The organism is Pseudomonas sp. Tav-5-1A (assembly GCF_055755055.1).
The window spans coordinates 2,832,436-2,854,224 of sequence record NZ_CM146901.1 but is presented as its reverse complement, the minus strand read 5'-3'; the positions used below and the strand labels follow the sequence as shown (position 1 = coordinate 2,854,224).

Below are 21,789 nucleotides of genomic sequence, written 5' to 3'. Positions count from 1 at the left end.
GCTGCGCTGGCTCCCAGGTACGCTAAAAATCTCCAGCGTGGCTGAGGGCCAGCGCAGCCTGTCGGCAGCGGCTACGGGGTGGCATCAGAACGTCTTGTAGACGATATCCGGGGCTGGGGAGTTGGCCAGCAGGATGAATACCGTGGTCAGGGTTGCCACCACGGTGATCGCCACGGTGCGCGTGTAGCGCGACTGCGCCACCGGCGCACCACCGGCCTTGAGCAACAGCACCACGGCCCACAGCCGGCGCACCGCTTCGATGACCACTGCTGCGCCGACCCATACCAGCGCCCACACCAGCAAGGTGCCGGCCCAGCCCAGCGCCGCGTAATAGGCACCAATCTGCGCCCAGCTGGCCCAGAACCAGAACAGCGTGAAGGCAAACCAGGCAAAGGTCAGCCCACGCGCGGCAATCAGGTACAGCGGGTTGGCGCACAAGGCCTTGTACGGCTTCTTGCCCAGGCGCTGGGCCATCTGGATCTGGTACAGCTTGTTCACCGCCACACCGCCGCCCTGCAACAGGCCGAACATCACGAACTCCGAGGTCTGCCCGTGCCAGATACCCACCAGGAAAAACGTCACGAAGAACGCCAGCACGCCCAGGAACGGCTCGACGCTGCGCGCCGGGAAGCGCTCCATCAGGCTCATCAGCACGGTGTTGTAGACGTAGGTCTTCAACCAGTTGGACAGCGACATGTGCCAGCGGCCCCAGAAGTTGATGAAGTTCTCGGCGATAAAGGGCTTGTTGAAGTTCTCCGGCAACCTGAGGCCGAAGAAATAGCCCACGCCAATGACCACGTCGGTGTAGCCGGAGAAATTGCAGTACAGGAACAGCGGGTAGCTCACGGCAACGATCACGCCCTGGGCCGCCGTGCCCCACAATCCGGGGGTTTCCGGCAGCAATGCCAGCGCCTGCAACTGCAGGTCATGCAGCACGTGGGAGAGCACGAACACCTTGAAGAAGCCGATGAAAATGCGCTCGACCCCCTGCCCGGCGATGATCAGGTCCGGCCGCGACAGCGTGTCGGCCTGCGCCTTGTAGTCGGGGTAACGCTGGATAGGCCCGGAGATCAGCGCGGTGAAGTTCAGCGTGTAGTTGACGTAGCCCAGCGCCGTGATCGGCGGCAAGGTGCCGCCCCGGGCGTCGATCACCAGGTGCAGCACGCGGAAGAACACGTAGGACAGGCCGACGGTGGCGTAGGGAAACGCCAGGAACATCCCCGAGGGGAAGAACCCGTATTTCTTCAGCCAGGCGAACACCAGCACGATCGCCAGCACCGAACCTGCGAACAGCAGCCGGTGGTCGGCCCCCGGCGTGCGCTGCACCAGGCGCATCAGGCCGAAGCCGAAGGCCAGGAACAGTAGGAACGGCACGCAGGCGGAGGCGCTGGGCATCAGGGTGGCGAAGAACACCAGGTTGGTGGCCAGCAGCACCGCCTGGCGCCAGCCCGCCGCCAGGAACAGGTTGAACACCAGCGCGGCAATGGCGGCAAAGCCGAGGAATTCGAATGACGGTACGTTCATGGCGTGGTCCTCGGCTGCAAGGCGGCGGTGGCCGCCCCGGTGGCACAGCTGGCGAAGCGGTCATCGGGCAGGTTCACCAGCCGCGACACCACGGCGTCGGCGATCACCGCATGGCCTGCCCCCGAAGGGTGGCCGTCCACCGGGTAATACAGGTCGGCGGCGTTTTTCAGGTGGCTGAACTCGTCGCTGGTGTTGACGTAGACAATGCCGTGGCGCCGCGCGATGTCGCCGATGGCCCGGCTGAACGCCCAGGGGTCGACGCCCGGCGGCGTGCGCGTGCCGCTGATCATCGCCACCTGCGCCCGTTGCGGCACGTACACCAGCACCAGTGGCACGTGGGCGGCACGGGCCTGGTCAGCCATGTCAGCGAGCAGTTTCTCGTAGGTGTCCAGGCGGCTCTGCCAGAACGGCGTGAACGGCGTACGCAGGAAGTTGGCCTTCTCGCCGTAGTGCAGGTAGAGGTCGGTGAACGCCTCGGCGTTCTTGAAGTAGAAGTACTGGGCAACGTACGCCGAGCGCGCCTGTTCCTTGATGGCCACGTAGAGGCGGTTCAGCAGTGGCGGCTCGGGGGCCGGCGCCGCGGGTGTGCTGCTGGCCTCGAAGTCGGCGGGGTCGCGCTCCAGGTCGAACGGCACGATGCTGGTGATCAGCAGGTCCGGCGCCAGTTTCACCGCCTCATCGAAGTCCAGCTTGGCGCGGCTCCAGTTGTAGCCGATGCTGGCCACGTCCTGCACGTCGATGGCGCGATGGCAGGAGGTGGCCAGGCTGGCGCCGACGCGCACCGGGTAGGACTGCTCGTACGGCACCAGGTAGCCCTGGGTGAGCGACGAGCCGAAGGCGACGATGCGCAACGCACCCGCCGGCTTGCTGGCGCAGCTGCCCTGGGAACGAAAACCGCAGTCGTTGTAGTGGTTGGTCACCCAGGGCCCCTCGGGGGCCTTGGTGCTGGAGGTGCAGTCGGGCTTGAAGCGCGTGCCCATGATGTCGTCGGGAATCTGGCAACTGTCCAGCTGCTGCGCCGGGTAGAAATAACGCGCCAGGCCCTCGCCGGCGCCCAGCAGCACCGCCAGGGTGACGCCGACCAGCATGGGTATCAGCACCAGGTCGCGCCGCGGCAACCTGGGCTTGCGCTGCTCGTTGGGAGTGTCGTCCATCAGCCTGCTCCATTGTTCTTGTTGTTGGGGTTGGTCAGGCGCTTTCGTGCCGTACGCGCATCAGCGGTGCCGATTTCTCGACGTCAGTGCCCAGCTCCCACAGCGTGGTGCCGTTGGGCTCCTCGCCCACCTGGGCAAAGCCCAGCTTCTGGTAGTGCTTCTGCACCATCATGTTGCGCTCCGACGGGATGTACTCGCCCACCAGGCGGGTGATGCCACGCTGCCGGGCCTGGGCCAGAATCTCGCACAGCACGCTGTCTTCCACCTGCCGGCCGAGCACCCGGCAGCTCATCAGCCAGGTGTCGATGGCCCAGGTGTCGGGGGCCGAGGGCCGGCAGATGATCACGCTGATCATGCCGTTGTCGCCGAAGCGGTCGATCAGCCGCACCTGCAGGGTCAGGGTGCCGGCCTCCTGTTCCGCGGCCAGCACGTCGGCCTCGGTGTAGCGGCGGGTGGTGAGGTTGTACTGGTTGGACTTGTTGATCAGCTGCGCCACCCGCGCGCGGCCCATGGCGTCGAAGGGCTTGAAGACGATTTCCATGTCCAGCGAGGCCAGGTAGGCGTTCACGTCGCCGGCCTGCTGCTGCAGGGTGATGCGCCGGGCGTTTTCCTGGTACAGGGCGGCGCGCTTGCGGTCTTCCTCGGAGAACAGCACCGCCTCGAAATAGCCGGCGGCGGCCAGGGTGCGGGCGTAGGACGCTGGGTCTTCCTCAAGCTCGGGCACCGCCACCTGGGGCAGGATCTGGCGGATCAGGCCGCGCTCCACCGGGTTGTCATCGAGGAACACCATGGCGTCCAGGCCCAGGGCCAGCGACTCGGCGATGGCCTTGATGTTGGTGGCCTTGTCCTGCCAGTTGGCCTGGAACGCAGCGAAATGGTCTTCGCGCAGCAGCATCTCCGGGTGTTCCTGGAACGGCTTGCGGGCGATTTCCTCGGTGTTTTTCGACGACACCGCCAGCACGATGCCGCGCTCGCGCAGCGCCAGGGCCATGCGTTGCACGGCCAGGTGTGCCTCGCCCGTGGCATCGCCCTGGGCGACCTTGATGCCCTCCACGCCATCGTCGCCGATGACCCCGCCCCACACGGTGTTGTCAAGGTCGAGGATCAGGCAGCGGCGGCTGCGCCCGCGCCAGGCCGCCAGCAGCCGCGCCACATGGTCGGCGTACAGCGGCAGGCAGTCGCTGGCGAACGGCAGCTTGGCCAGGTTCCACTCGCCGGGCGAGTGCCAGGTGTCGAGGCCCACGGTGGCGGCCAGTTGCGCCACGTCCAGCAGCAGGTCTTCGCCCTTGGCCAGGCTGTCCACCAGGCGCCGGTTCAGCTCGTCCACCAGCCACAGCGGGGTGCCGGGCACCCGGCGCTCGAAGCTGCCGAACAGGGTTTCCGGCGGCGGCGCCAGGGTTTGCACGATGCAGGTGGCACCGCTGTGGCGGTGCACCGCGTTGCGCACGCCTTGCAGGTAGTTCATGGCCATCTCGACGTTGGCCAGCCCCGTGCCAGCGTCACCCGGCGTGGGCTGCCAGGGCAGCGCGCGGTAGTCCACGGCAATCAGCACGGCCTGGGGCCGGAAGGCGTTGACCGAGGAATGCGCCTCGTTAGCCTCCTGCAGCACCTGGTCGTATTCACCCTTCACCACCTGCAGCGCCAGGCCATGGCGCGCGGCGCTGGCCACCAGGGCGGCGGCGACAAAATCCTGGGTGCCGTTGCCCAGCACCGCCAGGCGCAGGGGCGTCAATGGCGCCAGGGAAACATCACTGGCCTGCAACTTGCCAATGGCACCGGCGAGTTTCTGAAGTTGGTTGCCGTCCATGGCGCAATTGGCCAGCGCTTGAATACTTCGACCCAGTTCGGGGACATCTGCTTTTAAACCGCGGCATTGCAAGGAGAAGTCGTCGGGTGCATGTACCAACCAAGGAAGTGCGCTAATCAATCGAGACATGGTGTGATCCCCATCAATAAAAAGTGAGCGGACTACTTGCTCTTTTTGGCAATGACCGCGACCAGGTCGCCGACGTTCTTCAGCGAGCTTGTTTCCGAAGCAGCGAACTCTATGCCGAACTTCTTCTTGATCGACAGCAGCAGCCGCACATGGGCCATGCTGTCCCAGCCCTCCACGTCATCAGCCGTGGTTTCGGGGGTCAGCGCCAGGTCATCCTCGTCGAAGACGTCCTGGAAGACTTCGGTCAATTTGCTGTAGATAACACTTTCCTGTGCACTCATTTTGTTTGACTCTCTGTTTAATGGCGACGGTGGCTTTATTTAAATTTGACGCCGCCAATTCATCCTTCAGGGCGCGGCGATTAACTGGCGTCAAAACTCGAACTTTTCCTGCGCGCACGCACAATCGCGGTGCGACGTGAAGTTCACGCGCAACACGAGTGGCAAAGTTCGGATAACGGCTTTGACTGTAGTACAGGTGTTACACCTGTGTAACTACCATTTATCCAAGTGTTTTTTTTGGGGGGGGGCGGGACGCGGCCTAGGGGCCGCTGCTACGGGTGCGGGATCGGGGGGAGGATGGAATTATTTTGCGTGCCAACGTATCTGATGCCATAGACACCTCTGGTACCGAGTAACCCGTATGAAACTACGCAAGACACGCGTCAAGCCCATCGGCTTGAAAGACATCACCATCGTCGACGACGTCAAGATGCGCAAGGCGATCACCGCCGCCGCGCTGGGCAACGCCATGGAGTGGTTCGACTTCGGCGTGTATGGCTTCGTCGCCTACGTGCTGGGCAAGGTCTTCTTCCCCGGCGCCAACCCCAGCGTGCAGATGATCGCGGCCCTGGCGACCTTCTCCGTGCCGTTCCTGATCCGCCCCCTGGGCGGGCTGTTCTTCGGCGCGCTGGGGGACAAGTACGGCCGGCAGAAAGTGCTGGCCGCCACCATCGTCATCATGTCCCTGAGCACCTTCGCCATTGGCCTGATTCCCTCCTATGCCTCCATCGGCATCTGGGCGCCGATCCTGCTGTTGCTGGCGAAAATGGCCCAGGGCTTCTCGGTGGGCGGCGAATACACCGGCGCCTCGATCTTCGTCGCCGAATACGCCCCGGACCGCAAGCGCGGCTTTCTCGGCAGCTGGCTGGACTTCGGCTCGATTGCCGGCTTCGTCTTCGGCGCCGGCGTGGTGGTGCTGATTTCCACGGTGATCGGCGAGGACAAGTTTCAGGAATGGGGCTGGCGCCTGCCGTTCTTCCTCGCCCTGCCCCTGGGCATGCTCGGCCTGTACCTGCGCAACGCGCTGGAAGAAACCCCGGCGTTCCAGCAGCACGTGGAAAAGCTCGAACAGGGTGACCGCGAAGGCCTGGCCGGCGGCCCGAAAGTGTCGTTCAAGGAGGTGGCCACCCAGCACTGGCGCAGCCTGGTGACCTGCGTGGGCATGGTGGTGGCGACCAACGTCACCTACTACATGCTGCTCACCTACATGCCCAGCTACCTGTCGCACAACCTGCACTACAGCGAAGACCGCGGGGTGTTGATCATCATCGCCATCATGGTGGGGATGCTGTTCGTGCAACCGGTGTTCGGCCTGCTGAGCGATAAGGTCGGCCGCCGCCCGTTCATCATCACCGGCAGCGTGGGCCTGTTCGTGCTGGCCATTCCGGCGTTCATGCTGATCACCAGCGGCAGCCTGGGGCTGATCTTCGCCGGCCTGCTGATCATTGCCGTGCTGCTGAACTTCTTCATCGGCGTCATGGCCTCGACCCTGCCGGCGATGTTCCCCACCCACATTCGCTACAGCGCCCTGGCCAGCGCCTTCAACATCTCGGTGCTGATCGCCGGCCTGACCCCGACCCTGGCCGCCTGGCTGGTGGAAACCACCAGCAACCTGTACATGCCGGCGTACTACATGATGGTGGTGGCGGTGATCGGCCTGCTCACCGGCCTGTCGATGAAGGAAACCGCCAACAAGCCGCTGCGCGGCGCCGCCCCCGCCGCGTCGGACCTTGCCGAGGCGAAGGAACTGCTGCAGGAGCACCACGACAACATCGAGCAGAAAATCGAGGACATCGACGCGCAGATCGCCGAACTGCAGGCCAAGCGCGAAAACCTGGTGCAACAGCACCCCCGCATCAATTGACCCTTGCGTAGCCGCTGCCGACAGGCTGCGCTGGCCCTCGCCTGCACTGGAGATTTCCAGTGTACTGGAGGGCCAGCGCAGGCTTCGCCAGCGGCTACAGGGCCCGAGCAGGTGCAGTGATGGCGATTTACACCTATGCTCCTGCCCATAACAGCTTTACCCCTGTACCCGTTTTGAGTCACTGCCATGAGTCATTTCAAGCGTTCGCTGCGCTGCTGCGCCGGCCTGCTCGTGCTGCTGTTGCCCGCGCTTGCCGTGGCGGCTCGCACGGTGGACCTGTACCTGCCCGAAGCGCCGCCCCTGAGCATGAGCGGCAGCGCCGGCCAGCACGGCATCGTCGGCGAAGCCACGCTGAAGGCCGCCGCCCAGGCCGGCCTCGACCTGCACCTGCTGGTGCTGCCCTGGCCGCGTGCCCAGCACGACGTGCGCCAGGGCATCAATCAACTGATCATCCCCCTGTCACGCACCCCGGACCGGGAAAACGACTACACCTGGATCGCGCCGATCATGAGCATGGACCGGGCCTTCTTCAGCCTCGACCGCCGCGTCGAGACGTTTGCCCAGGCCCGCCAGGCCTACGCGCGCATTGCCGTGGGCCGCGGCAGCGCCCAGGAGCAGAAACTGCGCGACGAGGGCTTCAGCGACGAGCAGATCTACCCCCTGCAGATCGGCGAGAACCCCGCGCAACTGCTGCTGATGGGCCGCGTCGACGCCTGGTTCAACGGCGTGCCGGAAACCCGCTACATCTGGCGCGGCGTGTCGGACCGGCCCTTGCAGATGAGCCCGCCGCTGATGCAGTCAGACCTGTACCTGGCCTGCTCCAAACGCTGTGACGAAGCCATGGTGCGCAGCCTGCGCCAGGCCGTCGACAACCTGCGCAGTGACGACACCTTGCAGCGCATCGCCGACGCCTACCTGAAGGCCGGCCCCCAGGCGGCTGCCGGCACCGCTCCGTAGGCGTTACACTGGGGTTTTGCCAGCGAGGCATTCAACCCATGGACCTGCAGTTTCTGGGCACCTCCTCCGGGGTCCCCACCAAGGCCCGCAACGTCAGCGCCACCGCCGTCATCGAGGCATCCGGCAAGGCCTGGTACCTGGTGGACTGCGGCGAGGGCACCCAGCACCAGCTGTTGCGCACGCCGCTGTCGGTGCGCGACCTGCGTGCCATCTTCATCACCCACGTGCACGGCGACCACTGCTTCGGCCTGCCGGGGCTGCTGGCCAGCGCTGGCATGTCCGGGCGCAGCGAACCGCTGGAGCTGATCCTGCCCGATGCCCTGCAGGCCTGGGTGCTGCAGAGCCTGGCCGTGAGCGACACCCACCTGCCCTACGAGCTGCGCCTGCACGCCCTGGAAACCCTGGGCACCTGGAGCTGCGCCAGCATGAAAGTGAGCACTGTTGAGCTGTCGCACCGGGTGCCCAGCTACGGCTACGTGTTCGACGAGCTGGACCCCGAGCCGCGCCTGGACACCGACCGCCTGCTGGCCGACGGCGTGCCGCGCGGGCCGCTGTGGGGCGAGCTGGCCCGCGGCCAGGACGTGACCCATGAAGGCCGGCTGATACAGGCGCGCGACTACCAGCGCCCTTCCCGCCCTGGCCACCGGGTAATCGTCTGCGGCGACAACGACCGCCCCGAGCTGCTGGCCAGCGTCGCCACAGGCGCCGACGTGCTGGTGCACGAGGCCACCTTCACCGAGCCTGTGCTGGCAGGCGCCCGTACCCACTACGGCCACAGCACCGCCGCGGCCGTGGCACGCTTCGCGCAGGCTGCGGGTGTGCCGAACCTGGTGCTGACGCACTTCAGCGCGCGGTACCAGAACAACCCGCAGCGCAGCCCGTGCATTGGCGATGTGCGGGAAGAGGCGGCCGCGCAGTATGGCGGGCGGTTGGTGCTGGCGGGGGACTTGTGCCGGTATCGTTTGGGGCGGGATGGGGGGTTGGTGGAGCTTACGGAGTTATGACTGGGGGGGTGCCGGACGCGGCCTGCGGCCGCTGCTACACCCCCTGTAGCAGCGGCCGCAGGCCGCGTCACAGCCAACGCCGGCTTAGCCTGTGATGTCGATGGAAATCCCAGCACCCGTCGCAAACGTGCAACACGCCAGCACATAGCCCTGCTGACGCTCTTTATCGCTAAGCGCCAACTGGGCGTTGCTACGGTAATCGCCGTCCACCACCTTGATCCTGCATCGACCGCAAATGCCCGCACGGCATTGGTGCTGGATACTGACGCCTTGCTCCTCAAGCGCTGTGAGGAGGTTCTTGGCCGAGTCAATCACTACCGTGTCGCCGCCGATTTTTACCGCCACGGCATTCGCGCCGCCCTGCCGTTGCGGCACCTCAGCGGCCGAAAACGCTTCGACGAACACCGTGCAGTGGGGCAGCCGTTGACGAGCCTGCGCCGCGAAAAAATCGGCAAAGGCAAGGCCGCCACAAATCACCACGCTGTCCCATGACGAGCCGCCAAATACCTCCCCGGCGGTGGGCCGGCTTGCAGCGAAGCAGGAGTGGCCAGACACCACGGCCTGGCGGGTAAGCCGGACGCTCAACTCAAACCACACCGCGGTCAAGCTCAAGGACAGCAACTCCGTCAGGAACGGCAAGCACTCCAGCACCGGCGTCACGATGACCAGCCTCACCCTGGGCGCAGCGACGCCCGCCAGATGCTGCTTGGCGATATCCCGCACCAACGCAATGGGTACGGTTACACCGATACCCGCTGCCAGCATGAGTACCGTGCTGTGACCGGCAAGTTGCCGTGAGGTTATCTGGCCTGCAACGTCGACCAGGTTCACCAGCGCGCCGGGCTGCAAGCGCCTCACCAAATTGTCCGAAACCCCACCGTCGCCTTTACGCCGCACCGAAATCTCGAACGTATCCGGTGCAGTAGCGCCAGATATCGAATAACAACGGGTGCCACTGTTGCCTTGCACGTCGGGAAAATCAATCATCACGAAACGCCCCGGGTCAAAGGCTTGCTCCGGCTGCGGTTGCATGGCCTTGAAACCAAACGACCAGACATCCATTGACTCTTGCCTGACAAACTCGCACGATAAAAATGCGCCCATAAAGCGTCCAACCTCTCAACTTCATAAATACCAGGAACGGCGTGACGGGTTTACGCGAGGCCAATTCGGGATAACAGGGAATTCACCGAATCGGTATAAACTTCGACCTCGGCAAAACTGGAACTGTCGGCAACTATATCGGCACCCTCCTGCAGGCCGACCATGGCGAACACCCTGCCCCACGCCCCCATTTCATTATCGGCAAACATATGCACTGTTTTGCGGATAATGCGCTGCAAGTAATTACGCTCAGCCTTGGTCAGGTCGGAAACAATTTCGATGGCAGCAAAGGAGAACACGCTTGAATGGCTCCATTCATCTTCCGCATGAGTACGTGTCACTTCACGACACACAGCCTGGATAGCGTTATCTTCGGACATTCGCTTGAGGTAGTCGGTAATCATCGTCTCGCTGGCGCACGCCATGCCGAAGCGGGTCAGGCGACGCTCCCATTCAGCGCAACAGGAAGATAGAATCTCGTCTTTCCAACGCAACAGGTTGAAGTCAGTAAACTGCAGCACCGGTAGCCGGCGGTGGCAGTAGATGTAGTTGCAGGCGCTGACAGACATCTTGGTGTGCAGGGCTTCGTCCAGCAACGCCTCGGCGATGGCCGCCTGGAACATCCTTCGGCTCTCTCCCGTGAGCGGCGAGACCTTGAGCAGGTCCTCGCACGCCGGGGTGACAATATCGCACTCGATATAAATGGTCTTCAGGTTATAAATGATCCAGGCATAAGAGAGACAGCTTGATTTCACCTGTGGATCGGCGCCGCGCCATGCGTCATGTTGTGAAAATGGTAACAGCGCTTCGCAGAAATCCGGCCGAGTCGAATCAAACAACAAGGCCGAGATATCCAGGGAAGGCTTATTGACTGCAGCCCGGGTGCTCCACAGTTCGGATAGCTTGGCAAGCATCTCCATGACTGGATTGGATTCCCGATACACGTTCGACATTGTGTTCCTCCTGAGCAACTCGCGTGATAAATCATCTTGATTCTTCTTGTCACCCGGCATCGGGATCCAAGGAAAATGATTATCATGCAAGTTGGTTCAAGCGAATACCCTATCGGGCAAAATCAGAAGTCTCCTACATTCAAACGAAGGCCGACCCGCAATAATCAATTAAATGGGAATAACTCGAACAGTGGTTCAGCAGACAGCATCTTCACCCCCGCAGGAGAAACCTCCAGCAGGCGCTTCTCGCCATGCTTTTTCACCACCGATATATCGAAGCCTTGTTCCAAGGGGAAACGTGCGGCAACGTCGGCCAATATCGCCCTGGCGTCCAGATGTTCGATGTCCACCACGCACCAGCGCTTTTTATCCTTGCACACCACTACCCTGTACATATCCATCTCAACCCCCTTCTACCGTCATTTGCGCAGGCCCACATAGCCTGCCACTCCAATCCTCCACCTGCGCCTGCTCCACCCGCCGCTGCACCAGCCGCTGCCATGACGGCACCAGCGGCAACGCCGCCAGCCCCAGCAGCTCATCGCGGTCCAGGGTGCGTTGGTACAGCACCGCCACCACCCGCGCCAGGCTCCAGTCGGGATGGGGTCGGGCCTCCAGGGCGAAGCGGTCACCGGCGCGCATTTGCCCGCCCTCCAGCACCCGGAAATACCAGCCGGTCATGCCGGTGCCCTGCATGCGCAAGGCCATGTCCGGCACGCCGAAACGGTCGTTGAGCTTCCAGCACGGCTGGCGGGTCTGGCTGACCTCCAGCAGCGTGGTGCCGCAGCGGATGACATCGCCCAGGCAGATGGTTTGCTCGGTCATGCCCACGGTGGCGAGGTTTTCACCGAAGGCGCCGGGCGCGGCCAGCAGCGGGTGCTCGCCTATCAGCTGCTGCCAGCGCGTGTAGTGTTCCCGGGGGTACAAGTGGATGGCCTTGTCCACGCCACCATGAATGCGCAGGTCACCTTGCTCATCGCCCGCAAGGCCGAGGGCCGTAGCCGCCAATGCCCCTTCAACGGCCTGCTTGGCGATGGCGCTGCGGGTGCCCCTGCGTGCAAAAGGCACGGCCTTGCCTACCAGCAAGGCGTCCAGTTGGCCCAGGCGCATCAGGCGCCGGCCTGGTCGAGCCAGGCGGCGAACAGGTGCTGGTTCACGCGCACCTCGTCGTCCGCCACCGTTGCCGCCTGTGCCCGCAACGTGCGCGGGTCGATACCGGCGCCGGCCAGTTCCGCGGCGTGCCCCACCAGCCAGGCTTCCAGCTGCCGTGGGTCGGCCTCGGGGTGGAACTGCAGCGCCAGCACGGCATTGCCGACGCTGAACGCCTGGTTTTCGCAGTGTTCGGAACGGGCCAGGTGGGTGGCGCCGGCCGGAATCTGGAATTGGTCACCGTGCCAGTGCAGCATCGGCCCGGCCCCTTGCAGGGGGGCCAACACCGACTGCTGGCCCGCTTCGGTCAGGGTCACCGGCGCGTAGCCGATTTCCTTGTAGCCCATGGCGCGGACCTCGGCGCCCAGCGCGCGGGCGATCAGTTGCGCGCCCAGGCAGATGCCCAGCAAGGGCTTGCCGCTGGCCAGCCGCTGTTGCACCAGGCGCAGTGCGTCGGCCAGGTAAGGGTACGTGGCCTCGTCGAACGCGCCGAGCGGGCCGCCAAGCATTACCAGCAGGTCGGACTCGCCGGCATCGAGTTCGGCCAGTGCTGCCAACGGCGCCTCGATGACGCGAAGCTGATAGCCACGCTGTTCCAGCACGGCGCCGTACACGCCAATACCCTCAAACGGCACATGCCGTACAATCCAAGCGCTTTTCATATTTGTACCAATACAATATAGTGAATGTATGAATACATTATTGGCTTCAGGCACCACCGCTGTCGAGATCGCTGAATCGATTGAGCGGGCAATCCGTGCCCACGAAATTGTTACCGGGCAACTGCTTCCAGCCGTACGCCAGCTCGCCAGCCAGCTGCAGGTCAGCCCCAACACTGTGGCGGCGGCCTACAAGCACCTGCGCGATGCCGGCTGGGTGGACACCGACGGGCGCCGCGGCACCCGCGTCGCCGAGCGCGTGGCGCCAGCCGTGGCGCGGCATGCCCTGCCCGCGCATTTGCGTGACGTGGCCAGCGGCAACGTCGACCCCAGGTTGCTGCCGCGGCTGCACGGGGACTGGCTGAACCAGTTGCCTGCCGACACGGGTCATGACCTGCAGAGCGACCATCCCGCGCTGCTGACCATGGCCGCGCAATGGCTGCGCGACCAACAGCTGCCCACCGAGCATATCGGCGTGTTCCACGGTGCCATGGACGCCATGGAAAAAGCCCTGCGCGCGCACTGCCGGCCGGGCAACCGGGTGCTGGTGGAAGACCCCTGCTGGCCGCCGGTGCTGGCGCTGCTGGCGAGCCTGCGGCTCAAGGCCGTGCCGTTGGCCGGCGACGTGCACGGCGCCTGCCCCCCTGCCGGGTTGGGCGATGTGGCTGCGGTCATCCTCACGCCACGGGCGCACAACCCCACGGGGCGCTCGTTTTCACCCGCCCGTTGGCGCGAATGGGCGGCCGCGTTGCAAGGTAGCCCCGAGACGCTGCTGATCCTCGACGACCACTGGGGGCCCTTGAGCCAAGGCGGGCCCGCGCAGCTTGCGCCCCTGCCCGCGCGCTGGCTACACATCACCTCGGTGAGCAAATTCCTGGGCCCCGACCTGCGCCTGTCGGTGGTGGCCGCCGACGGGGCGTTGCTGGCCGACATGCAGCGCTTGCAGGCGGTGGCGTCGCGCTGGGTGAGCCACCTTTTGCAGCGGCTGGCCGCCGGGTTGTGGCAGCAGGTGGTGGCCGATGGGCAACTGGCGCGCGCCGCCGACAGCTACGCGCAGCGGCGCCTGGCATTGATTCGCGCGCTGAACGCCGAAGGCGTGCGCTGCGAGGGGCCGGGCGAAGGGTTACATGTGTGGATTGCCGTGGCCGATGAGACCACGGCGGTGCAGGCGCTGGCGTCGTATGGGTGGGCGGTGCAGGCTGGCAAGCCGTTTCGCTTGGGGGATGGCGCGGCGATTCGGCTGAGCGTGGCGAACATGGGTATAGAGGATGTGCCGGGGTTGGCGAGGGATATGGCGGCGGGGTTGAGGGTGAGTTATAAGCCAGTGTATTGAGCCGCGAGGAAATTCGGAAATTCAGCCCAAAATGAAGCGAATGACCACCTTAAAGCCTCGAAATAATTGGCAATTGTTTCGACCTCACTCGTGCTTGGTTATCGCTTGCCCCGACATTTCGACGAGGCTACCCTGCGCCAGCTCTATTTCAGGATTGCGTCGTTCGATGAATGTCTTTGCTATGGCGGCTGGGCGCGGGGCACCTGACGGTGCGTCGGATGCCTGACGGTCCGATCTGCGAACCGGCGCACAGCCGTCACCCTACCCCAGCCGCATGCCATTGGCTGGGTGGCCTGCGGTCCCAAGGCCGCCCCTAAACCCCCGAGTATTGCCAGGAAGACCGCGCCGTAAAAAGACGCCGCCTGCCGGCAGCCGCTACGCGAAATTACGCGCGGACAACACCGCGTAGCAGCGGCCGCAGGCCGCGTCCGAATGCGCTGCATATTTCCCAGCAATACTGCGGCGTGGCCGGACGCGGCCTTTGGCCGCTGCTACGACGTTGTTGTGGGAGCTGGCTTGCCAGCGAGCTGTTGAGGCCCTGAAAACTCGCTGGCAAGCCAGCTCCCACAAAGACAGTTGCTGCTACGTGGGCTCTGTGGCACGCGAGCGCAGCCTGGCGGCAGCGGCTACACACCGCACCCGCGTAGCAGCGGCCGCAGGCCGCGTCCGAATACCCTGCATATTTCCCAGCAATACTGCGGCGTGGCCGGACGCGGCCTTTGGCCGCTGCTACGACGTTGTTGTGGGAGCTGGCTTGCCAGCGAGCTGTTGAGGCCCTGAAAACTCGCTGGCAAGCCAGCTCCCGCAAAGACAGTTGCTGCTACGTGGGCTCTGTGGCACGCGAGCGCAGCCTGGCGACAGCGGCTACACACCACACCCGCGTAGCAGGGGCCGCAGGCCGCGTCTGAATACGCCGCGTATTTTCAGGCACAGCGCGGCGTGGCCGGACGCGGCCTGCGGCCGCTGCTACGACGTTGTTGTGGGAGCTGGCTTGCCAGCGAGCTGTTGAGGCCCTGAAAACTCGCTGGCAAGCCAGCTCCCACAAAGACAGTTGCTGCTACGTGGGCTCTGTGGCACGCGAGCGCAGCCTGGCGGCAGCGGCTACACAGCACACTCCGTAGCAGCGGCCGCAGGCCGCGTCTGAATACGCCGCGTATTTTCAGGCACAGCGCGGCGTGGCCGGACGCGGCCTTTGGCCGCTGCTACGACGTTGTTGTGGGAGCTGGCTTGCCAGCGAGCTGTTGAGGCCCTGAAAACTCGCTGGCAAGCCAGCTCCCACAAAGACAGTTGCTGCTACGTGGGCTCTGTGGCACGCGACCGCAGCCTGGCGGCAGCGGCTACACACCACACCCCGTAGCAGCGGCCGCAGGCCGCGTCCGAATGCGCTGCGTATTTTCAGGCACAGCGCGGCGTGGCCGGACGCGGCCTTTGGCCGCTGCTACGACGTTGTTGTGGGAGCTGGCTTGCCAGCGAGCTGTTGAGGCCCTGAAAACTCGCTGGCAAGCCAGCTCCCACAAAGACAGTTGCTGCTACGTGGGGTCTGTGGCACGCGAGCGCAGCCTGGCGACAGCGGCTACACACCACACCCGCGTAGCAGCGGCCGCAGGCCGCGTCCGAATACCCTGCATATTTCCCAGCAACACTGCGGCGTGGCCGGACGCGGCCTTTGGCCGCTGCTACGACGTTGTTGTGGGAGCTGGCTTGCCAGCGAGCTGTTGAGGCCCTGAAAACTCGCTGGCAAGCCAGCTCCCACAAAGACAGTTGCTGCTACGTGGGCTCTGTGGCACGCGACCGCAGCCTGGCGGCAGCGGCTACACACCACACCCCGTAGCAGCGGCCGCAGGCCGCGTCCGAATGCGCTGCGTATTTTCAGGCACAGCGCGGCGTGGCCGGACGCGGCCTTTGGCCGCTGCTACGACGTTGTTGTGGGAGCTGGCTTGCCAGCGAGCTGTTGAGGCCCTGAAAACTCGCTGGCAAGCCAGCTCCCACAAAGACAGTTGCTGCTACGTGGGGTCTGTGGCACGCGAGCGCAGCCTGGCGACAGCGGCTACACACCACACCCGCGTAGCAGCGGCCGCAGGCCGCGTCCGAATACCCTGCATATTTCCCAGCAACACTGCGGCGTGGCCGGACGCGGCCTTTGGCCGCTGCTACGACGTTGTTGTGGGAGCTGGCTTGCCAGCGAGCTGTTGAGGCCCTGAAAACTCGCTGGCAAGCCAGCTCCCACAAAGACAGTTGCTGCTACGTGGGCTCTGTGGCACGCGACCGCAGCCTGGCGGCAGCGGCTACACACCACACCCCGTAGCAGCGGCCGCAGGCCGCGTCCGAATGCGCTGCGTATTTTCAGGCACAGCGCGGCGTGGCCGGACGCGGCCTTTGGCCGCTGCTACGACGTTGTTGTGGGAGCTGGCTTGCCAGCGAGCTGTTGAGGCCCTGAAAACTCGCTGGCAAGCCAGCTCCCACAAAGACAGTTGCTGCTACGTGGGGTCTGTGGCACGCGAGCGCAGCCTGGCGACAGCGGCTACACACCACACCCGCGTAGCAGCGGCCGCAGGCCGCGTCCGAATACCCTGCATATTTCCCAGCAACACTGCGGCGTGGCCGGACGCGGCCTTTGGCCGCTGCTACGACGTTGTTGTGGGAGCTGGCTTGCCAGCGAGCTGTTGAGGCCCTGAAAACTCGCTGGCAAGCCAGCTCCCACAAAGACAGTTGCTGCTACGTGGGCTCTGTGGCACGCGACCGCAGCCTGGCGGCAGCGGCTACACACCACACCCCGTAGCAGCGGCCGCAGGCCGCGTCCGAATGCGCTGCGTATTTTCAGGCACAGCGCGGCGTGGCCGGACGCGGCCTTTGGCCGCTGCTACGACGTTGTTGTGGGAGCTGGCTTGCCAGCGAGCTGTTGAGGCCCTGAAAACTCGCTGGCAAGCCAGCTCCCACAAAGACAGTTGCTGCTACGTGGGGTCTGTGGCACGTGGAGGATCTGCGTTTTTTTCCCAGGCCAGCGCAGCCTTGCGGCAGCGGCTACACACCCCGCCGCGTCTGAATGCGCCGCGTATTTTCAGGCACAGCGCGGCGTGGCCGGACGCGGCCTTTGGCCGCTGCTACGGGAGGGGGGCCAGCAGGCGTTCCATCAGGCCGCGCAGTTGCTCGCGCTCTTCGCCGCTCAGGTGCTGGGTGAGCACCTGTTCGACGTTGGCGACCCGCGGCTTGAGTTCGCCCAGTTGCGCCCGGCCGGGCGCGGTCAGGTAGAGGGTGTTGCGGCGCTTGTCCTGGGGGTCGCCCACGCGTTCGAGCACGCCGTTGCGCACCATGCGCGCCACCAGTTCGGCGATGGTGGAGCGGTCCAGGTCGAGCTCGTCGCCCAGCTCGCGCTGGCTGATGCCGGGGCGTTGCTCCAGCACCAGCAACACCGCGTACTGCACGCTGGTGACTTCCGTGGACACTTCGCGCTGCCAGATGGCGACGTGGCGTTGTTGCGCCCGGCGTATCAGGCTGCCGGTGTGCACGAGAATGCGAGGGTGAGCGTCAAGCGGCACAGTGGACTGCCTTCTATTGCGGAACAAGAATCGGCTGCAAGAATGCCTCCAGTTCACCGTGGCCGTCCAGTGGCAGCACGTGGGCGATGTACTGGTCAGGCCGCACCAGCACCAGCGCGCCGTGCACCGGGTCGATGCCGCGCAGGGCGAAGATGTCGGCCGCCGGGTCGACGACGAAGGCCTTCTCATAGTCGATCAGCCCGAAGCAACCCTTGCGCGGCAGCAGAAGGGCCGGCAGCTGTTCGACGGGCACCGCCTGGCGGTACACGGCACGCACGTCCAGCACGCTGTCCAGGTCGGCACCGGCCGGGGTGAAGCGCCGCACCGGCGAGCCAGGGTCGTTGAGCAGGTACTCGCACAGCCCCGCCAGCGCCTGCCCCGAGGCATCGGCGAAGGCATACAGCCGCCAGCGCCCGTCCGCCTGCGCCGCGTGGCCCAGCTGCATGGGCCGGGCATCGGCCAGGCGAATCACCGGCGCAGAATGGAACCGCGCACCGATCGCCAAGCCACTGGCCAGGGCCTGCCAGGTACCTCGCCCGGTCAGCGGCCCCGGCCGGTAGCGGGTGGCAACGCCAGCGGTGTAGCGGCCGGCCTGGACGAAATACGCCTGCAGCTCGCTGGGGTCGACGCCGCCAGCGGCCGGGTTCAGCGGGTCCTTGGGCGGCGCCCCCATCATCGCCGACCACTCCTTGTCGAAGTTGATCAACTCTTGGGCCACCGGCTGGCGCTCTTGGGAATAGCTGGCCAACAGCGATGTTGGGCTACGCCCCTGCAACACCGCCGCCAGTTTCCAACCCAGGTTGAAGGCGTCCTGCATGGACACGTTCATGCCCTGCCCGGCCTTGGCACTGTGGGTATGGCAGGCGTCGCCGGCGATGAACACCCGCGGTTCACGCACTTGCCCGGCGGCGTCCACGCTGTCGTCGAAACGGTCAGTAAGGCGCTGGCCCACCTCATACACCGACGACCACACCACGCTTTTCACCTCCAGCACATACGGCTGCAGGATGCGCTGCGCGGTAGCAATCAACGCCTCCACCGCCGTGGCGCGAATGGCCGCGCGGTTGGCCTCGGTAACCTCGCCCAGGTCCACGTACAGGCGCACCAGGTGCCCGCCTTCGCGCGGGATGAGGATCATGTTGCCCGCCGCCGACTGCACCGCGGCCTTCAGGCGCACGTCGGGAAAATCCGTCATCGCCAGCACGTCCATCACGCCCCAGGCGTGGTTGGCGGCATCGCCGCGCAGCTGCTGGCCGATGGCCGCGCGCACCTGGCTGCGGGCACCGTCACACCCCACCAGGTAGCGGGCGCGCACCTGCACCTCAGGCCCACCGTCGGTGCGCTGCAAGGTGGCTTGCACCGGGTGGCTGGGATGCTCATCGCGGGTGATGTGCGCCAGCGCCAGGTTGTAGTCCGGCGCCAGGCGCTGGGGGCTCTTGAGCATGCTGTCCAGCAGGTAATCCTGGATACGGGCCTGGTTGACGATGACGTGGGGGAATTCCGACAGCCCGTCCTCAGTATCCTGCACCCGGCCGGTGCGCTCGATGCGCTGGCGGTCAGCGGCGGCCGGGCGCCAGAACGCCGTTTCATTGACCCAGTAGGCCTCGCGCAACAGCGGCTCGGCCAGGCCGAACGCCTGGAACATTTCGACGCTGCGGCAGGCGATGCCGTCGGCCTGGCCCAGTTGCAGGCGGCCGGCACGGCGCTCGACCACGCGGGTGACGATGCCGGGGAACCGCGCCAGCTGCGCGGCCAGCACCAGCCCGGCAGGGCCGCTGCCGACGATCAGTACATCGACCGCTTCGGGCAGCGCGGTGGTAGCGCCGCAGGCGGCGGGATGGAGGTCGGGGTCACCGGGCTGGAAGCCGTTGAGGTGGAATTGCATGGGGCGTTGTCCTTGTTGTTATTGAAGGGATGCGACGCGCCATTACGATATGCTCAGTATACGAACTATTTCAAGTGTTGTGTTTTTGTGCATGGGGCGGGACGCGGCCTAGGGGCCGCTGCTACGGGTTTTTGCAACAACATGACAAACAATAACGAATGTCATTTGTATCTACGTATTGTTATCATCTCGATACAATCTACGGCACGGACGCCGCCCCTCCCAGACTCCCTGTCGAGACCCCGATCCATGCGTCGTACCCTGCTCCCCCTTTGCGTGCTGCACGTGCTCGCCCCTGCTGCGTGGGCGGAAGAAACCCGCGCTGAAAACGGCCAGCTGGAACTCCAGGCCACCGCCATCACCGGCATCGCCGACGCCGAAAGCGCCCAGGGCCCGGTCACCGGCTACCTGGCGACCCGCTCGGCCAGTGCCACGCGCACCGACACCGCTATCCATGACACCCCGCAGTCGATCAGCGTGGTGACCCGCGACGTGGTCGACGACATCGGCGCCACCCGCCTGCAGGACGCCCTCGACTACGCCGGCGGCGTGGGCCGCGCCAACAATTTCGGCGGGCAGGGGCTGACCACCTTCACCGTGCGCGGCTTCACCACGGGCGAGTTCTACCGCAACGGTTTCCCCGTCAACCGCGGCTACCCGAACATGCCCGACGCCAACACCATCGAGCGCCTGGAAGTGCTGCGCGGCCCGGCCACGACCCTGTACGGCCGCGGCGACCCCGGCGGCACGTTCAACGTGGTGTCCAAGCAGCCGCTGGCGGCGCCTGCCGTGACGCTGGGCAGCCAGCTCGACAGCCAGGGCATGCGCCGCGGCACCCTCGACGCCAGCGGCCCCTTGGACGAACAAGGCCGCCTGGCCTACCGCCTGAACGTGGTGGGCGAAGGCGGCGACACCTTCCGCGACCACGTGCAGACCGAGCGCTACGGCATTACGCCGGTACTGAGCTGGCAGGTCAGCGACGACACCAGGGTGGTGTTCGAAGGCGATTTCATGCGCAACAACCACCCGCTGGACCGCGGCGTGACCCGTTACCCCGGGCAGCTCGGCACGGCTTCGCGCTCGACCTTCTTCGGCGAGAAGGACGCCGGCAAGCTGCACAACGACAACAACATGGCCCAGCTGCGCTTCGAGCATTTCCTCAATGACAACTGGACCCTGGGCGGCGGCTTCCAGTGGCTGGACGGCACCCTGGCCGGCAACGCCGTGGAGGCCAACGGCATCGGCGCCGACGGCCGCACCCTGGGCCGCAACTTCAATTACCGCAAGCTGGAATGGACCGACAAGGACAGCCAGCTGAACCTCACCGGCCATTTCGCCACCGGCGGTCTGGAGCACACGCTGCTGACCGGCGTCGAGGTCGAAACCTACGACTACAAATCGATCATCCAGCGCTCCAGCGGCGCGGTCGGCGCCTACCCGATCGACCTCTTCGATCCGGTGTACGGCCAGCCGCGCCCGGCACTGACGCGCACGCCGACCCACGACAAGGAAAACCTCAAGACCTACGCCGCCTTCGTCCAGGACCAGGTGGCGCTGACCGAGCGCCTGAAAGTGCTGGCCGGCGCGCGCTTCGAGCGCTTCGAGCATGACTACGAAACCTACGTGGCCGGCGGCCGCGACTGGACTGCCGCCGACAACGCAGTCACCCCGCGCGTGGGGGTGATCTACGACCTGACCGACAGCCTGGCGGTGTATGCCGACGCCGCTCGCTCGTTCAAGCCCAACACCGGCGCCAGCCGCCCCACCAGCGGCAGCACCAGCAGTGCAGGCTTCGCCCCGGAGAAAGGCAAGTCGGTGGAACTGGGGGTGAAGTGGCAATCCCTCGACCGCCCGCTCAGCGTCGACGCCGCCGTCTACCAGATCGACAAACGCAATGTGCTGACCACCGACCCGGTGGACAGCAACTATAGCGTTGCCGCTGGCCAGGTGCGCAGCCGTGGCCTGGACATCAACGTGGCCGGCAACCTCACCCCCGAGTGGCGGGTGACCGGCGGCTACGCCTACGTCGATGCCGAAGTGACCAAGGACAACACCCTGCGTGCCGGCACCCGCCTGGTCAACATCCCGCGCAACAGCCTGAGCCTGCTCAACGTCTACGAGTTCCAGGACGGCAGCCTCAAGGGCCTGGGCCTGGGCGCCGGCGGCCGCTACGTCGCCGAGCGCGCCGGGCAGACCGCCAACACCGCGTTCGCCATGGCCGGCTACAGCGTGTTCGACCTGCTGGGCTACTACAAGGTCAACGAACACGTGCGGCTGAACCTGGACGTGAAGAACCTGTTCAACCGCTACTACGAGGAAGGCGCGTTCGGCAACGTGTACGCCTACCCCGGCGCGCCGCGGACGGTGCAGGTGGGGATTGCGTACAGCCTGTAGCGCGAGACAGGCTACGCGGTTTGTAGCCGCTGCCGAAGGCTGCGCTGGCCCTTGTC

The 21,789-nt window shown here is 65.3% G+C and carries 16 protein-coding genes; 5 read left to right on the top strand and 11 right to left on the bottom strand.

The window, feature by feature from the left end:
* Window positions 1-84 precede the first annotated feature (84 nt).
* The 4 genes from AC0J42_RS13080 to AC0J42_RS13065 all read right to left on the bottom strand — a co-directional run bounded on the left by AC0J42_RS13080 (window position 85) and on the right by AC0J42_RS13065 (window position 4,895).
* Window positions 85-1,524 (bottom strand): MBOAT family O-acyltransferase, encoded by a 1,440-nt coding sequence (locus AC0J42_RS13080; RefSeq protein WP_473006464.1) that lies wholly within the window; start codon window positions 1,522-1,524, stop codon window positions 85-87.
* Window positions 1,521-2,678 (bottom strand): SGNH/GDSL hydrolase family protein, encoded by a 1,158-nt coding sequence (locus AC0J42_RS13075; protein WP_473006463.1) that lies wholly within the window; start codon window positions 2,676-2,678, stop codon window positions 1,521-1,523. The genes AC0J42_RS13080 and AC0J42_RS13075 overlap by 4 nt, the downstream gene beginning before the upstream one ends.
* A 34-nt stretch (window positions 2,679-2,712) precedes the next feature.
* Window positions 2,713-4,485, bottom strand: a complete 1,773-nt coding sequence (locus AC0J42_RS13070) for an HAD-IIIC family phosphatase (RefSeq protein WP_473006462.1) — start codon at window positions 4,483-4,485, stop codon at window positions 2,713-2,715.
* 161 nt (window positions 4,486-4,646) lie between these two features.
* Window positions 4,647-4,895, bottom strand: a complete 249-nt coding sequence (locus AC0J42_RS13065; protein ID WP_416423972.1) for an acyl carrier protein — start codon at window positions 4,893-4,895, stop codon at window positions 4,647-4,649.
* A 361-nt stretch (window positions 4,896-5,256) separates the two neighbouring features.
* Between AC0J42_RS13065 and proP the strand changes: the two genes are divergently transcribed.
* The 3 genes from proP (at window position 5,257) to AC0J42_RS13050 (ending at window position 8,720) form a co-directional block, all read left to right on the top strand.
* On the top strand, window positions 5,257-6,759 hold the full coding sequence (gene proP, locus AC0J42_RS13060) for a glycine betaine/L-proline transporter ProP (RefSeq protein WP_473006461.1): 1,503 nt from the start codon (window positions 5,257-5,259) through the stop codon (window positions 6,757-6,759).
* A 186-nt stretch (window positions 6,760-6,945) separates the two neighbouring features.
* Window positions 6,946-7,716, top strand: coding sequence for a substrate-binding periplasmic protein (locus AC0J42_RS13055; protein ID WP_473006460.1), 771 nt, complete (start codon window positions 6,946-6,948; stop codon window positions 7,714-7,716).
* 38 nt (window positions 7,717-7,754) lie between these two features.
* Window positions 7,755-8,720: a ribonuclease Z gene (locus AC0J42_RS13050; RefSeq protein ID WP_473006459.1), complete on the top strand. Its 966-nt coding sequence runs from the start codon at window positions 7,755-7,757 to the stop codon at window positions 8,718-8,720.
* Between the two features lie 84 nt (window positions 8,721-8,804).
* On the opposite strand, the gene AC0J42_RS13045 is transcribed toward AC0J42_RS13050, so the two are convergent.
* The 5 genes from AC0J42_RS13045 to AC0J42_RS13025 all read right to left on the bottom strand — a co-directional run bounded on the left by AC0J42_RS13045 (window position 8,805) and on the right by AC0J42_RS13025 (window position 12,561).
* Window positions 8,805-9,824 (bottom strand): 2Fe-2S iron-sulfur cluster-binding protein, encoded by a 1,020-nt coding sequence (locus AC0J42_RS13045; RefSeq protein WP_473006458.1) that lies wholly within the window; start codon window positions 9,822-9,824, stop codon window positions 8,805-8,807.
* Window positions 9,825-9,874: 50 nt separating this feature from the next.
* Window positions 9,875-10,777 carry a diiron oxygenase gene (locus AC0J42_RS13040; RefSeq protein ID WP_473006457.1) on the bottom strand — a complete coding sequence of 301 codons (903 nt, stop codon included), beginning with the start codon at window positions 10,775-10,777 and terminating at the stop codon, window positions 9,875-9,877.
* 164 nt (window positions 10,778-10,941) lie between these two features.
* On the bottom strand, window positions 10,942-11,178 hold the full coding sequence (locus tag AC0J42_RS13035) for a hypothetical protein (protein ID WP_473006456.1): 237 nt from the start codon (window positions 11,176-11,178) through the stop codon (window positions 10,942-10,944).
* 1 nt (window position 11,179) lies between these two features.
* Window positions 11,180-11,887, bottom strand: a complete 708-nt coding sequence (locus AC0J42_RS13030) for an MOSC domain-containing protein (RefSeq protein WP_473006455.1) — start codon at window positions 11,885-11,887, stop codon at window positions 11,180-11,182.
* On the bottom strand, window positions 11,887-12,561 hold the full coding sequence (locus tag AC0J42_RS13025; RefSeq protein WP_473006454.1) for a glutamine amidotransferase: 675 nt from the start codon (window positions 12,559-12,561) through the stop codon (window positions 11,887-11,889). Before AC0J42_RS13025 ends, AC0J42_RS13030 begins: the two co-directional genes overlap by 1 nt.
* 55 nt (window positions 12,562-12,616) lie before the next feature.
* Here AC0J42_RS13025 and AC0J42_RS13020 point away from each other — a divergent pair, with 55 nt between their 5' ends.
* Entirely contained in the window at window positions 12,617-13,918 is a 1,302-nt protein-coding gene (locus AC0J42_RS13020) for an aminotransferase class I/II-fold pyridoxal phosphate-dependent enzyme (protein WP_473006453.1), read from the top strand.
* 3,101 nt (window positions 13,919-17,019) lie between these two features.
* On the opposite strand, the gene AC0J42_RS13015 is transcribed toward AC0J42_RS13020, so the two are convergent.
* Together AC0J42_RS13015 and AC0J42_RS13010 are read right to left on the bottom strand one after the other, a co-directional pair.
* A complete protein-coding gene (locus tag AC0J42_RS13015; protein WP_473006452.1) occupies window positions 17,020-17,454 on the bottom strand; it encodes a MarR family winged helix-turn-helix transcriptional regulator in 435 nt (144 codons plus the stop codon).
* 13 nt (window positions 17,455-17,467) lie between these two features.
* On the bottom strand, window positions 17,468-19,339 hold the full coding sequence (locus AC0J42_RS13010; protein ID WP_473006451.1) for an FAD-binding monooxygenase: 1,872 nt from the start codon (window positions 19,337-19,339) through the stop codon (window positions 17,468-17,470).
* Between the two features lie 249 nt (window positions 19,340-19,588).
* On the opposite strand from AC0J42_RS13010, the gene AC0J42_RS13005 reads away from it, so the two are divergent.
* Complete coding sequence (locus tag AC0J42_RS13005; RefSeq protein WP_473006450.1) at window positions 19,589-21,733, top strand: TonB-dependent siderophore receptor; 2,145 nt, start codon at window positions 19,589-19,591, stop codon at window positions 21,731-21,733.
* Window positions 21,734-21,789 lie beyond the last annotated feature (56 nt).

Bases quoted from the DNA above. Each gene is read 5' to 3' on its own strand.
- AC0J42_RS13080 (WP_473006464.1), bottom strand. From the start codon at position 1,524: ATGAACGTACCGTCATTCGAATTCCTCGGCTTTGCCGCCATTGCCGCG.
- AC0J42_RS13075 (WP_473006463.1), bottom strand. From the start codon at position 2,678: ATGGACGACACTCCCAACGAGCAGCGCAAGCCCAGGTTGCCGCGGCGC.
- AC0J42_RS13070 (WP_473006462.1), bottom strand. From the start codon at position 4,485: ATGGACGGCAACCAACTTCAGAAACTCGCCGGTGCCATTGGCAAGTTG.
- AC0J42_RS13065 (WP_416423972.1), bottom strand. From the start codon at position 4,895: ATGAGTGCACAGGAAAGTGTTATCTACAGCAAATTGACCGAAGTCTTC.
- proP (WP_473006461.1), top strand. From the start codon at position 5,257: ATGAAACTACGCAAGACACGCGTCAAGCCCATCGGCTTGAAAGACATC.
- AC0J42_RS13055 (WP_473006460.1), top strand. From the start codon at position 6,946: ATGAGTCATTTCAAGCGTTCGCTGCGCTGCTGCGCCGGCCTGCTCGTG.
- AC0J42_RS13050 (WP_473006459.1), top strand. From the start codon at position 7,755: ATGGACCTGCAGTTTCTGGGCACCTCCTCCGGGGTCCCCACCAAGGCC.
- AC0J42_RS13045 (WP_473006458.1), bottom strand. From the start codon at position 9,824: ATGGGCGCATTTTTATCGTGCGAGTTTGTCAGGCAAGAGTCAATGGAT.
- AC0J42_RS13040 (WP_473006457.1), bottom strand. From the start codon at position 10,777: ATGTCGAACGTGTATCGGGAATCCAATCCAGTCATGGAGATGCTTGCC.
- AC0J42_RS13035 (WP_473006456.1), bottom strand. From the start codon at position 11,178: ATGGATATGTACAGGGTAGTGGTGTGCAAGGATAAAAAGCGCTGGTGC.
- AC0J42_RS13030 (WP_473006455.1), bottom strand. From the start codon at position 11,887: ATGCGCCTGGGCCAACTGGACGCCTTGCTGGTAGGCAAGGCCGTGCCT.
- AC0J42_RS13020 (WP_473006453.1), top strand. From the start codon at position 12,617: ATGAATACATTATTGGCTTCAGGCACCACCGCTGTCGAGATCGCTGAA.
- AC0J42_RS13010 (WP_473006451.1), bottom strand. From the start codon at position 19,339: ATGCAATTCCACCTCAACGGCTTCCAGCCCGGTGACCCCGACCTCCAT.
- AC0J42_RS13005 (WP_473006450.1), top strand. From the start codon at position 19,589: ATGCGTCGTACCCTGCTCCCCCTTTGCGTGCTGCACGTGCTCGCCCCT.